Source organism: Pseudomonas mandelii (assembly GCF_002251635.1).
Taxonomy (GTDB): domain Bacteria; phylum Pseudomonadota; class Gammaproteobacteria; order Pseudomonadales; family Pseudomonadaceae; genus Aquipseudomonas; species Aquipseudomonas mandelii_B.
The window spans coordinates 15,952-27,739 of the sequence record NZ_NMOJ01000203.1; the positions used below are offsets into that span (position 1 = coordinate 15,952).

At 57.8% G+C, this 11,788-nt stretch carries 12 protein-coding genes and 2 pseudogenes; 8 read left to right on the top strand and 6 right to left on the bottom strand.

Translation table 11 applies throughout. The features are described from left to right. Nucleotides 1-77 precede the first annotated feature (77 nt). Nucleotides 78-1,778: a long-chain-fatty-acid--CoA ligase FadD1 gene (gene fadD1, locus B7L09_RS24765; RefSeq protein WP_094471046.1), complete on the top strand. Its 1,701-nt coding sequence runs from the start codon at nucleotides 78-80 to the stop codon at nucleotides 1,776-1,778. 203 nt (nucleotides 1,779-1,981) lie between these two features. On the opposite strand, the gene B7L09_RS24770 is transcribed toward fadD1, so the two are convergent. After that, entirely contained in the window at nucleotides 1,982-2,359 is a 378-nt protein-coding gene (locus B7L09_RS24770; RefSeq protein ID WP_094471047.1) for a hypothetical protein, read from the bottom strand. Nucleotides 2,360-2,559: 200 nt separating this feature from the next. On the opposite strand from B7L09_RS24770, the gene B7L09_RS24775 reads away from it, so the two are divergent. The 3 genes from B7L09_RS24775 to def all read left to right on the top strand — a co-directional run bounded on the left by B7L09_RS24775 (nucleotide 2,560) and on the right by def (nucleotide 4,416). Further along, nucleotides 2,560-2,751 (top strand): CsbD family protein, encoded by a 192-nt coding sequence (locus B7L09_RS24775; protein WP_094471048.1) that lies wholly within the window; start codon nucleotides 2,560-2,562, stop codon nucleotides 2,749-2,751. A gap of 172 nt (nucleotides 2,752-2,923) precedes the next feature. Beyond that, the gene (locus B7L09_RS24780) at nucleotides 2,924-3,880 is read left to right on the top strand and encodes a YihY/virulence factor BrkB family protein (protein ID WP_094471049.1); all 957 of its coding nucleotides are present in this window, start codon (nucleotides 2,924-2,926) and stop codon (nucleotides 3,878-3,880) included. Beyond that, nucleotides 3,877-4,416 (top strand): peptide deformylase, encoded by a 540-nt coding sequence (gene def / locus B7L09_RS24785; protein ID WP_094471050.1) that lies wholly within the window; start codon nucleotides 3,877-3,879, stop codon nucleotides 4,414-4,416. Before B7L09_RS24780 ends, def begins: the two co-directional genes overlap by 4 nt. 117 nt (nucleotides 4,417-4,533) lie before the next feature. Here def and B7L09_RS24790 read toward each other — a convergent pair whose 3' ends face one another. Further along, complete coding sequence (locus B7L09_RS24790; protein ID WP_094471051.1) at nucleotides 4,534-4,950, bottom strand: GNAT family N-acetyltransferase; 417 nt, start codon at nucleotides 4,948-4,950, stop codon at nucleotides 4,534-4,536. 931 nt (nucleotides 4,951-5,881) lie between these two features. On the opposite strand from B7L09_RS24790, the pseudogene B7L09_RS32930 reads away from it, so the two are divergent. Both B7L09_RS32930 and B7L09_RS32935 read left to right on the top strand, forming a co-directional pair. Beyond that, a pseudogene (locus B7L09_RS32930) lies at nucleotides 5,882-6,553 on the top strand (PAS domain-containing protein); the annotation flags it as partial. A gap of 114 nt (nucleotides 6,554-6,667) precedes the next feature. Further along, nucleotides 6,668-7,096, top strand: a pseudogene (locus B7L09_RS32935) (methyl-accepting chemotaxis protein); the annotation flags it as partial. Between the two features lie 72 nt (nucleotides 7,097-7,168). Here the strand turns inward: B7L09_RS32935 and B7L09_RS24805 are convergent. The 3 genes from B7L09_RS24805 to B7L09_RS24815 all read right to left on the bottom strand — a co-directional run bounded on the left by B7L09_RS24805 (nucleotide 7,169) and on the right by B7L09_RS24815 (nucleotide 9,003). After that, the gene (locus B7L09_RS24805; RefSeq protein WP_094471054.1) at nucleotides 7,169-7,720 is read right to left on the bottom strand and encodes a hypothetical protein; all 552 of its coding nucleotides are present in this window, start codon (nucleotides 7,718-7,720) and stop codon (nucleotides 7,169-7,171) included. A 161-nt stretch (nucleotides 7,721-7,881) separates the two neighbouring features. Beyond that, complete coding sequence (locus tag B7L09_RS24810; RefSeq protein ID WP_094471055.1) at nucleotides 7,882-8,514, bottom strand: glutathione S-transferase family protein; 633 nt, start codon at nucleotides 8,512-8,514, stop codon at nucleotides 7,882-7,884. Between the two features lie 57 nt (nucleotides 8,515-8,571). Beyond that, nucleotides 8,572-9,003 carry a PACE efflux transporter gene (locus tag B7L09_RS24815; protein WP_094471056.1) on the bottom strand — a complete coding sequence of 144 codons (432 nt, stop codon included), beginning with the start codon at nucleotides 9,001-9,003 and terminating at the stop codon, nucleotides 8,572-8,574. A gap of 121 nt (nucleotides 9,004-9,124) precedes the next feature. Between B7L09_RS24815 and B7L09_RS24820 the strand changes: the two genes are divergently transcribed. Both B7L09_RS24820 and B7L09_RS24825 read left to right on the top strand, forming a co-directional pair. Next, complete coding sequence (locus tag B7L09_RS24820) at nucleotides 9,125-9,997, top strand: LysR family transcriptional regulator (RefSeq protein ID WP_094471057.1); 873 nt, start codon at nucleotides 9,125-9,127, stop codon at nucleotides 9,995-9,997. Between the two features lie 103 nt (nucleotides 9,998-10,100). Then, complete coding sequence (locus tag B7L09_RS24825) at nucleotides 10,101-10,685, top strand: DUF998 domain-containing protein (RefSeq protein ID WP_094471058.1); 585 nt, start codon at nucleotides 10,101-10,103, stop codon at nucleotides 10,683-10,685. Between the two features lie 83 nt (nucleotides 10,686-10,768). Here B7L09_RS24825 and gntR read toward each other — a convergent pair. Next, a partial coding sequence (gene gntR / locus B7L09_RS24830) for an HTH-type transcriptional regulator GntR (protein WP_094471059.1) occupies nucleotides 10,769-11,788 on the bottom strand: 1,020 nt, incomplete at its 5' end.

Sequence of the window (11,788 nt, forward strand, 5' to 3'; positions counted from 1 at the left end):
ACTCACCTAAAAACATACACCAATAATAATCGCATCAAATGCGATGATGAATTCGCGTCGCTGAGGAGTGGGCTTCCATGAACGAAGACTTTTGGAAGGATAAGTACCCCGCCGGGATTGCTGCAGACATCAATCCAGACGAGTATCAAAATATTCAGGCGGTACTGAAACAGTCCTGCCAGCGCTTCGCCAACAAACCGGCTTTCAGCAACCTGGGCAAGACAATCACCTACGGTGAACTGTACGAATTGTCCGGCGCTTTCGCCGCCTACCTGCAACAGCATACCGACTTGAAGCCTGGCGATCGAATCGCCGTGCAACTGCCCAACGTCCTGCAATACCCGGTCGCCGTGTTCGGCGCCATTCGTGCGGGCCTGATCGTGGTCAACACCAACCCGCTGTACACCGCGCGGGAAATGGAACACCAATTCAATGATTCCGGAGCCAAGGCTCTGGTTTGCCTGGCCAACATGGCGCACCTGGCTGAAAAAGTCGTGCCCAAGACCGTCGTCAAGCACGTGATCGTCACCGAAGTCGCTGACCTGTTGTCGCCGTTCAAGCGCCTGCTGATCAACAGCGTCATCAAGTACGTGAAAAAAATGGTCCCGGCGTATCACTTGCCCAAGGCGATCAAGTTCAACGACGTGCTGGCCAAGGGGCACGGCCAACCGGTCAATGATGCCAGCCCGGCCAGCGGCGATGTCGCCGTGCTGCAATACACCGGCGGCACCACCGGCGTGGCCAAGGGCGCAATGCTCACCCACCGCAACCTGGTTTCCAACATGTTGCAGTGCAAGGCGCTGATGGGCTCCAACCTCAATGAAGGTTGCGAGATCCTGATCACGCCGCTGCCGCTTTACCACATCTATGCCTTCACCTTTCATTGCATGGCGATGATGCTGATCGGCAACCACAACATTCTGATCAGCAACCCGCGCGACTTGCCGGCGATGGTCAAGGAACTGTCGAAGTGGAAGTTCAGCGGCTTTGTCGGCCTGAACACTCTGTTTGTGGCGCTGTGCAACAACGAAGGCTTCCGCAAGCTGGACTTCTCCGCGCTCAAAGTCACCCTGTCCGGCGGTATGGCGCTGCAACTGGCAGCGGCCGAGCGTTGGAAAGACGTGACGGGCTGCAATATTTGCGAAGGTTACGGCATGACCGAAACCAGCCCGGTGGCGACGGTCAACCCGATCCAGAACATCCAGATCGGCACCATCGGCATTCCGGTGCCCTCTACCGTGTGCAAAGTCATCACCGATGACGGCGTNGAACAGCCGTTGGGCGAAATCGGCGAACTGTGTGTGAAAGGTCCGCAAGTGATGAAGGGCTACTGGCAGCGTCAGGACGCCACCGATGAAATGCTCGACAGCGAAGGCTGGTTGAAGACCGGCGACATCGCGATCATCCAGCCGGATGGCTACATGCGCATTGTCGACCGCAAGAAAGACATGATTCTGGTCTCCGGTTTCAACGTCTACCCGAACGAGCTGGAAGATGTGCTGGCGACCCTGCCGGGCGTGCTGCAGTGTGCGGCCATTGGCGTACCGGACGAGAAGTCGGGCGAAGCAATCAAGATCTTCATTGTCGCCAAACCGGGCGTGACGTTGACCAAGGAGCAGGTGATGGAGCACATGCGTGCCAACGTCACCGGTTATAAGGTCCCGCGTNCCGTNGAGTTCCGTGATGCGCTGCCGACCACCAACGTNGGCAAGATCCTGCGCCGCGAGTTGCGCGACGAAGAGCTGAAGAAGCTCAACGCCAAGAAAGTCGGCGCGTAACAAACAAGAAGCCCCGCAGATGCGGGGCTTTTTGTTGCCTGACTGATCGTCCTCACGCTCTGCGTGGGAGCGATCGACTTAGAGGCGAAATGGCGCGAAATTGGCCGGCGTATGCGGTGCATCTGACGAAACGGGGCCCCGCAGATGCGGGGCTTTTTGTTGCCTGACTGATCGTCCTCACGCTCTGCGTGGGAGCGATCGACTTAGAGGCGAAATGGCGCGAAATTGACATTGGTGCCCGCCGGACGCATGTCCTGCAGGTACGAGTCCTTGTCGGCGCTCAGTTCCAGGCTCAAAGCGGCTTTGCGCTTGCCTTCGTTGCGCACCACCAGGCCTTCAAGCTTCTCGCGCAGGAACACCGTCGGCACTTTCAAGTGCAGCAGTTCGTCGGTTTCCGGCGTGTGCATCAGCAGGTGAACCCATTCGTACTGACCAATGGCCAGGCGCGCCACCGGGATATCGAACCACCAGATGTTGCGTTTGCTGTCCAGGTCGGTGAAGTGGCAGTTGTTGACGCCGAGTACGGCACCGCCCAGTTCCTGGTTTCTGCGGGCGATGGCCTGTGCTTTATCGAGTTTCATAACATTCCTACGGGATTGGATCTTCAGCGCCATGGCCTGAATACGTTGCGCATTCTCGGGGGTTGGTCGGCAAACATAAAGCCCAACCTGCACTGAACGATGAAATGTCGTCGTGAAAATAAATGAAACTCCGTGCAAATGCCCCCGGTCAATCTTTGTGTAACGACTTTTTCCGTTGAATTGTTCACAGGAGAAACACCATGAGCAGCACTGGCGATAAAGTAAAAGGCATGGCCAACGAAGCCGTCGGCAACGTCAAGCAAGGCGTCGGCAAGGCCACCGGTAACGACAAAATGCGCGCCGAGGGGGTCGTGCAGGAAAGAAAAGGCGAGGCCCAGCAAGCGGTCGGCAAAGCCAAGGACGCGATCAAGAAAGGCGTCGACAAGGCTTGATTCGGCCTTTGATGAGCAACAGGAACGGCCATCCACGGATGGCCGTTTTTGTGTCAGCCTGAACTTGCACACGGAAATTGTTTCAAAGTCGCCAAGTAGGCTACTTTGATGTAGAAAACGGCCCCTGAGTCGCCTCGACTTCAACCCATTTTTGCGGCGAAAGGAGACGCTAATGTTTTTCCCCCACATGAAAGGCCTGCGCCTGCACCGTGTCATGATGCGCACGGTCACCGAGTTCGTCGACGACGAGATGTCGACCTATGCCTCGGCATTGGCCTATCAAATGCTGTTTTCGCTGTTTCCCTTCATTCTTTTCCTCATTGCCCTGATCGGTTTCCTGCACCTGCCGGACTTCTTCACCTGGCTGCGTATGCAGTCGGAACTGGTGTTGCCGCCCCAGGCCCTTGAACAGGTCAACCCGGTGATCGACCAGTTGCAGCAATCCAAGGGTGGCTTGCTGTCCGTCGGTATCGTGATCGCCTTGTGGACCGCTTCGGCCGGTGTACGGCTGATGATGAGTGCGATGAACGCCGCCTACGACGTGGTCGAAGGCCGGCCGATCTGGAAGCGTTTCCCGCTGTCGATTTTCTATACCGTCGGCATCGCCGGCATGCTGCTCGCCGCCGCTGCGCTGATGGTGCTCGGGCCGCAAGTGATGGGCTGGATTGCCGCGCAAGTCGGCATGGAAGACTTCATCGTGACCCTGTGGACCATTGTGCGCTGGCCCGTGGTGGTGATTTTGCTGATGGTGGCCGTGGCGCTGATTTACTACGTCATGCCCGACGTCAAACAGGAGTTTCGTTTTATCACCCCAGGCTCTGTGCTGGCNGTGGTGGTGTGGATTATCGCCTCCCTGGGTTTTGGCTACTACGTCAAAACCTTCGCCGACTACAACGCCATGTATGGCAGTATCGGCGCGATCATCGTCCTGCTCCTGTACTTCTATATTTCCGCCGCCGTGCTGTTGCTCGGGGCCGAGATGAATGCGGTGATCGAACACATGTCGACCGAGGGCAAGAATGATGGCGAAAAAGTCCCCGGTGAACTCGATCACGAACCCAAACACCACGTTTCTGGACTGGGTCGGGATCACTCGATCAAGCCGCACACTGACGAAGTCATAAAATGATCCGTGAAATTCTGAAAATGGGCGACGAGCGCCTGCTGCGCATCGCGCCACCGGTTCCGNCCGAAATGTTCGACAGCCCCGAGCTGTGGCAATTGATTGATGACATGTTCCAGACCATGGAAAGCGTCGGCGGCGTCGGCCTGGCCGCCCCGCAGATCGGCGTCGACCTGCAACTGGTGATCTTTGGTTTCGAGGCCAGTGAACGTTACCCGGAGGCGCCTCCGGTGCCGCAGACCATTTTGATCAACCCGTTGATCACGCCGTTGAGTCCGCTGATGGAAGAGGGTTTCGAAGGTTGCCTGTCGGTGCCAGGCCTGCGCGGCGCGGTGGATCGTTACCAGCAGATTCGCTACGAGGGTTTTGATCCCAAGGGGGCGCCCATCGTGCGCGTCGCCGAGGGCTTCCATGCGCGGGTGGTGCAGCATGAATGTGACCACCTGATCGGCCGGTTGTACCCGTCGCGGATTACCGACTTCAGCAAGTTCGGGTTCACCGAAGTGATGTTCCCGGACCTCGACCCTAACGCCGACGACTGAGCGTTGGACACCGCAAGACCTTGTGGGAGCGGGCTTGCCCGCGATAGCAATCTGTCAGACAACATCCATGTTGAACGTACAGGCCNCCACATTTGATCTTCTAAAGGCTGGCGTGGGTTACCTGGCTGGATCCAAGCCCATGGCAATCATCGGTTTGCTGCGCGCGTAACGGCTCAAGCGTTCGGTCATGGCGTAGGGCATATGCGGATCGAAGGAAAACCCTCGGCGTTCATAAAAGCCCCGCAAGTCCGGGTGGCAGAACAGCCAGACGGGTTGTTCGAGACCGCGCACCGCTTCGGCGATCAACGCCGCCGCGATCCCTTGTTCGCGACAGGCCGGATCGACAAACAACCCCGTCAACCAATGCCCGCCCGCCACCGGTCGCAAACACAGCGCGCCAATGATTTCCTCGCGCCTGGCCACCCAGAGTTGAGCGTCACGAACCGCTTTCATCGGCGATTGGTGGGCGCGGTAAAACTTGTTCATCAATGGCCATAACGGCTCGGCGAGCAGGGAGTACTGGGTCTCGGGCATGGGTTTGATCTGTCGGTGCGCAAAGCGGGCGATTATAAAAGAACGCGCGGCCGGGGATAGGTGTATACCTGATCTCACATCCCGTATGAGTGGAGTACGTATCATGGCCAAAGGCATGGATTCAAAAAAAGCGGCAAAGAAGAAACCGGCGAAAACCGCCGATGAAAAGCGCGCAGACAAGAAGGCCAAGAAGGTGGATGTGTTCGGTCATTGAGGTCCAGTTACCTTCTGTTCCCCCTGTAGCAGCTGCNNCNGCTGATTGTCGAAATAGCAAAATAATCTGCAAGATTTCCCTGCGCCATTGCACAGAGGGGGACTGGTCCCCGATCTGAGCAACGCCATGCCTCATTACTTCGATGCCGCCCACCGAGAAGAAATCGAAACCCTGCGCCAACGCNNCCATTCAGCAATAAACGCCAAACACCCTCGCTGAACCGATTTTGTCCTCAATACTGGCCGACTAGTGGCCTTGCGTCCCTGACGTGCCTGTCTAAGCTGACTCGTAGCTAATCATGTCGCTCGCCATATGAAGAGGGCGCAGCAAGAGTGCCCACCCCAAGGCACCGACACGGAGCAAAAACGGAGCTGGCCGGTAAAGGGAGTTACTTATGAAAACGTTAGGGCTGGCCCGGTCCCGGGCTATCAAGAGAAGGATGTCTTGATAAGAGTGTTGCTGCATGGACCCTCCGATTGAACATCATTGATCACCTGACACTTCCTCCCATGGAGGAACGCGTGTGCCTGTTCCATAGAACGATGTGGTGGATTCCGTTGAAAGACCAAAGAACTTTCATCAATCAAAGAACGCGCTGAAGGTGATACGACCATGTTTAACCTACATCACAAGGCTGACCTGCTGGAAATCCAACGATTCAGCTGTGCGCTGACGGAGGCCAATGCCAAGTTGGCGGCGGTCAGTCGATCGATGGCGATGATCGAGTTCACTCTGGACGGCATCGTGCTGGATGCCAACGACAACTTTTGCAGCGTCATGGGGTACAGCGCCGACGAAGTGCGCGGCAAACATCACCGGATCTTTTGCGAAGAAACTTTTTATCGTAGCGAGACTTACGCGAAGTTGTGGCGGGATCTGGCCCGTGGCGAACCCGTCAGCGGCACCTTCTTGCGCCTGAACAAGCGCGGCAAGGAGGTCTGGCTCGAGGCCAGTTACATGCCGGTGTTCGGTCCCGACCGTCAGGTTAAAAGCGTGATCAAAGTCGCCTCGGACATCACTGCGCGCATCAATCAGGAGCATGAAAACGAAAGCCTGCTGGCTGCCATCGGTCGTTCCATGGCCGTGATCGAATTCACCCCCGAGGGCAAAGTCATCACGGCCAACGAAAACTTCCTGAAGACGATGCATTACTCGCTCCACGAAGTGGTGGGGCAGCACCACAGTCTCTTTTGCCACCGCGCCGAAGCCGAGTCGCCGGCCTACAAAGCGTTCTGGGCGTCACTCAATCGCGGCGAATATCACTCGCATCGTTTCGAACGAAAAAACAAATTCGGCAAAACCCTGTTTCTGGAAGCCTCCTACAACCCCATCTTCGACACCAACGGGCGCCTGTACAAAGTGGTGAAGTTTGCCAGCGACATCACCCAGCAAGTCACTACCTTGCAAACGGCTGCGGAGTCGGCGCACAGCACTTCCGTGCAAAACGATGCCTGTGCGCAGAAAGGTTCTCAGGTGGTCCAGCAAACGGTGCAGATCATCCAGGACATTTCCCGGGACCTGAACGAAGCCGCGCTCAGTATCGATGCGGTCAACAAACAGTCGGACATCATCGGCGCCATCGTGCAGACCATTCGTAGCATTGCCGAACAAACCAACTTACTGGCGCTCAACGCAGCCATCGAAGCTGCCCGGGCGGGGGAGCATGGGCGGGGTTTTGCGGTGGTCGCTGATGAAGTGCGCAGCCTCGCGGCACGCACGAGCCAGGCGACGCTGGAGATTGTCGANGTGGTGCGCAAGAACCACGACCTGTCGCTGAGCGCGGTATCGAGCATGCAGTCGAGCCTGAGCCGCACAGGGCTGGGGGTGGAACTGGCGAATGAGGCGGGGCAGGTGATCCTGGAGATTCAGGAAGGGTCACGGCATGTGGTCGATGCGATCAGCCAGTTCAGCGAGACGTTGCAACTGAACTGACCCCATCGCGACGCGCCCTTTGTAGCCGCAGGCTGCGCCAGCGGCTACATGGATTGCGCGATACCAGCGCTGTCAAAGCGAAGCGAGGAACTTGTCGACCACCTGGCTGCTGCCTTTCTCACTGCTGGCGTTTTCTTTCTCGGCTTGCGCCAGTTTGATCTTGTCCTCCATGCGCTCGGCCATCTCTTTAGCAATCGCCTGTTGTTTCTCCGGCGGCATTTGCTCCACTTCTTCTTTCGTCAAACCCATCTCTTCCAGAATGGCGTCTTGCATGCGCTCTTCCGGGGTTTTGCTCATGTATTCCTTGAAGGCATCCGTGGCTAATTGAGTCTCGGCTGGNAATTGAGTCTCGGCTGGAAGTTTGGCGGACGAGGCTTGCAGCCCCACACGGGTTTTCGCGAACGCTTCATCGACGTTGTCGCTGATTCGGCTCGCCTCACTGACTTGCTGCGTGGCGTTTTGAGTGGCCGATTGCTGTATCTGCGCGGCTTTCGCCTGAACGTTGCTTTGCAACGTTTGCAGCATCGCACCCTGAAGTCCGGCAGCGGCTTCGGCGGTAGGATCTTCGCCGGGCTTCTTGGGGAGCGGCACCGTTAACGTTTGTTGTTTAGCACTGACCAACATGATGAGTAGACCTTGTAGGTATTTGTGGTGCGGTGCTTTCAGCAAATAGTATGCCTATAAAGAAAAACCTCTATAAAACAGTCAGTTGGAGCGTGTTGGCCGAGCGGTCGACTTGGGTTTTGCGGTGAACCTTTGCCGTATGGCGGCAAACAGCGCGGGCATCAAGGCAAGCCGTTGCAGCCGTACTTGAGGAAGCCCGGACGTTGGGCCAATCGTTGGAAATACTCGTCGATGGCCGGGTAATCGGGCCGCTCCATCGGCGTCATCAACCATCGGTTGACGGATAGCCCGATGACAATATCGGCCAGGGTGAAGCGTGGCCCGGCGACGTAAGCTTTGGTCGCTGCGAGCTGGTGCTCGAGGATGCCCATCTTCTGGTTCCAGGTGCGCACACCGGCAGCGATGTGATGCGGGTCCTGGAATTCCGGATCTTTGCGCACCAATGCCGTGAATGCGTAGCTCCATGAGGCATTGAGTTCAGTGGCTTGCCAATCCATCCACTGCTCGACCCGAGCGCGCGCGGCCGGTTCGTGGGGGAGCAGATCGGTGTTCTGGTGTTTGCCGGCCAGATAACGGCAGATGGTGTTGGACTCCCACAGCACACCGGCGTCGTCGATGATCACGGGCACCAGCGCGTTGGGATTGAGTCGGAGAAACTCCGGCGTGTGGGTGGACGCATAACCGCCGCCCCAGTCCTCACGTTCGTAGGTCACGCCCAGTTCCTCACAGGTCCACAGGACCTTTCTGACGTTGATGGATGACGCTTTACCCAAAATCTTCAGTGCATGTTCCATTGAGCTACTCCGTTAGCGATTCGACGCTTCAGGAATCTGACAGACATTGCACGGTTTTCAAACCGGATCCGGCAGTGCCGAGGCGGGCAAACCAAACGTGCGATCAAACAGCCAGTTGAACGCGAAGGTGTAGCACGGGATGAAAATGATCAGCGCCAGGTCCAGCAGGAAAGCTTGCACCAGGCTGATGTTCATCCACCAGGCGATCAGCGGGATGAGAAACACTATCAAGGTTAGTTGAAATCCCACGGCATGGGCGATGCGCCGTTTAACGGTGCGTGTGCGTGAAGGCTGACGACTTTCCCAGCGCTCGAACAGCGTGGTGTAGATGAAATTCCAGGTCACCGCGATTGTGGTGATGATGACGGCCAACGGCCCGGTGCTGCCGGGGGAGGTGCCGGACAGCAGCGCCAGGCCAAGCGCCGAGAAGGTCATGCCAAAGACTTCGAACAGCGACACGTAGACCAGTTTGCGTTTAACGCCTTGCATGGAGTTTTGCCTCTTTCTCGCGAATTTGAAGCCAGTTGCACTGGCGAAGGCGGCGAAAGATAGCTTCAATAGGCCTGACAGAAAAAGTCAGAAGCTTTCAGTTTTATTGATAGGAAGAGGAATGAATTTCAACAGCGACAGCATCGAATTGTTCCTGGCCGTGATCGAGCGCGGTTCGTTTTCGGCGGCGGCGCGTGCGCTGGGCAAAGTGCCGTCGGCGGTGAGCATGGGCATTGCCAACCTGGAAGCCGAGCTCGGATATCCGCTGTTCGATCGCAGCCATCGCGAACCGGTGCCGACGGCGATGGCCAGTGCGCTGGTGCCGCACGCGCGGTTGATCGCCGAACAGCTCAAGCAGCTGCAAGTGCATGCGATCGAGCTGTCGCTGGGGCTGGAGAGCAAGTTGTCGATTGGTGTCGTGGCGGACCTCGACAAGCGCCGTTTGCTGGCCGCGATCAAGGTCATCGCCGAGCGTCATCCGCTTCTGGAAATCGAAGTGCTCAGCGCGCCCCAGGACGATGTGCTGGCGATGCTCCACAGCGGTCGCGTCAGCGTTTGCCTGGCGTTCGCGGGATTGAGCATGAACGTGCTGGAGCGATTCCAGTTCGTCGGCACCGAGAGCGTGATCGCCACACTGGCGGCGGACAATCCGCTGTTTCAGGGCGAGGATTTGTTTCTGGAAGATCTGGTTCAGGTGCGGCAAATCATCGTTGCCAGTCGCGACCTGCCGATCAGCGAAACCCGGCCTTTGGTAGGCGAATCCTTTTGGCGCACCGACACCCTCGCCATGGCGCTGGAAATGGTCGAAGCCGGGTTGGGCTGGGGTAATTTCCCGCTATCCGTGGTGCAGCCGTTGCTCGATGCGGGAAGACTCAAGCGCCTGATTTTCCGCAACATCGAGAACGGTCTGGTGCTGCCGGTGCATGCGGTGTGGCTCAAGAGCCAGCCGTTGCAGAAAGGCGCGATGGCGTTTGTCGAACTGATGGGGCGCTGAGGCAATCCCTTGTGGGAGTGAGCCTGCTCGCGATGAGGTCCTGACAGTCAGCATTGATGATGCCTGACCCACCGCCATCGCGAGCAGGCTCGCGAACAAGGGAATGATCAAATGGGGTTTTGTGGCGGGTTTGTTGACGCCGATCTGGCTGCTGGTCGGTGTAGTGATTGCCGGCAGTTTGTATCCGGGATACAGCCATCTCAATCAGGCAATGAGTGAGCTGGGTGCAATTGGGGCACCGACTCATGGCGTGTCGCCGCTGATCAATAATTTCCCGTTGGGTGTGTTGTTTATCGTCTTCGGTCTGGCCGCGTTCGCGACCTTCCATACCTCGAAACTCGCTCGACTGAGCGCGGTGCTGATTGTGCTGCACGGTGTTGCCAGTTTCGGCGCCGGGTATTTTTCCTGCGATATCGGCTGTGGTCTGGAAAATCCCTCCGACAGTCAGAAGCTGCATAACCTTTCGGGCCTGGTGATGTTTCTGACGTTGTTGATCGCCAACGCGCTATGGATCTATCTAGCGTCGCGAGTATTGGGTTTGAAATGGTTCGCCTGGTTTTCCCTGGTATGCACCCTTGGGGCGTTGTTGGTGCTGCCATTGATGGGACAGGCTGTTGAGGTGGGGCAGGGGTTTGGTTTGTACCAGCGGATCAACTATGGCGTGTCGACATATCCCTTGTGGGAGTGAGCCTGCTCGCGATGAGGTCCTGACAGTCAGCATTGATGATGCCTGACCCACCGCCATCGCGAGCAGGCTCGCTCCCACATGGGTCAGGTGCTCTCGCGCACCTTCAACTCAAACCCCATGTCCTGCACCGGTTTGGCCACGGTGTTGCCCGCCAGCAAGGTCAGCATCAACTCCGCCGAACGCCGGCCAATCGCCTCACGCGGGGTACTGATGCTGCTCAGGCGCGGCACCATGTGCGCCGAGGCGGGCAGGTCGTTGAAACCGAGGATCGCCACTTGCTCGGGGATTTTGATCCCGCAGCGCATCGCTTCAAGCAGAGCGCCCTGGGCCAGGTCGTCGTTACCGAAGAAAATGGCATCGACATCGGGATGACTGGCGAGCAGTTGCAGGAACAGTTCGCCACCCAGTCCGACGGACGACGCTCGTGGCGTCAGCACTTCCAGGTCCGGGTCATACAAACCGGCCTTTTGCAGGGCTTTGCGAAAGCCTTCACCGCGCAGCAAGGTGCGTTGATCCAGCTGCGCGCCGATATAGGCCAGGCGCTTGCGCCCTCGGGACAGCAAATGTTGAGCCGCTGTTTCACCCGCCGCAAGTTGCGAAAAACCGACGCAATTGAGCCCGGCGGCACTGTCCAGTTCCATCATGTACACGCAGGGAATGTTGCTCGCCTCGATCATCCTGCGCGAACTTTCGGTGCGGTCGAAACCGGTCAGCAGCAAACCNCGTGGCTGGTAGGCCATGTAGTTGCGCAGCAGGTTTTCTTCTTCGTCGCGCGAGTAGTGCGAATTGCCGATCAGCACTTCAAAGCCCTTGGGCCGCAGCACTTGGTGGATGGCTTCGAGGGTTTCGATAAACAGCAGGTTGGACAGCGACGGCACGATGACCACCACCGAGTGGCTTTGGGCCGACGCCAGCGCGCGGGCCGCCGGGTTGACCACGTAGTTGAGTTCGGCGGCGGCCAGTTGCACTTTTTCCACCAGTTCGGTGGCCACCGTGCTGACGCCGCGCAGGGCACGGGAGGCGGTAATCGGGCTGACACCGGCCAGGCGTGCCACTTCGTTCAGGGTNGGGCGACCGGTAGTGCGGGTATTTTTATCGTTCTT

Excerpts from the sequence above, each read along its gene's own strand:
- B7L09_RS24770 (WP_094471047.1), bottom strand. The coding sequence starts at position 2,359 with ATGAAACTCGATAAAGCACAGGCCATCGCCCGCAGAAACCAGGAACTG.
- B7L09_RS24775 (WP_094471048.1), top strand. The coding sequence starts at position 2,560 with ATGAGCAGCACTGGCGATAAAGTAAAAGGCATGGCCAACGAAGCCGTC.
- B7L09_RS24790 (WP_094471051.1), bottom strand. The coding sequence starts at position 4,950 with ATGCCCGAGACCCAGTACTCCCTGCTCGCCGAGCCGTTATGGCCATTG.
- B7L09_RS24810 (WP_094471055.1), bottom strand. The coding sequence starts at position 8,514 with ATGGAACATGCACTGAAGATTTTGGGTAAAGCGTCATCCATCAACGTC.
- B7L09_RS24815 (WP_094471056.1), bottom strand. The coding sequence starts at position 9,003 with ATGCAAGGCGTTAAACGCAAACTGGTCTACGTGTCGCTGTTCGAAGTC.
- B7L09_RS24820 (WP_094471057.1), top strand. The coding sequence starts at position 9,125 with ATGAATTTCAACAGCGACAGCATCGAATTGTTCCTGGCCGTGATCGAG.
- B7L09_RS24825 (WP_094471058.1), top strand. The coding sequence starts at position 10,101 with ATGATCAAATGGGGTTTTGTGGCGGGTTTGTTGACGCCGATCTGGCTG.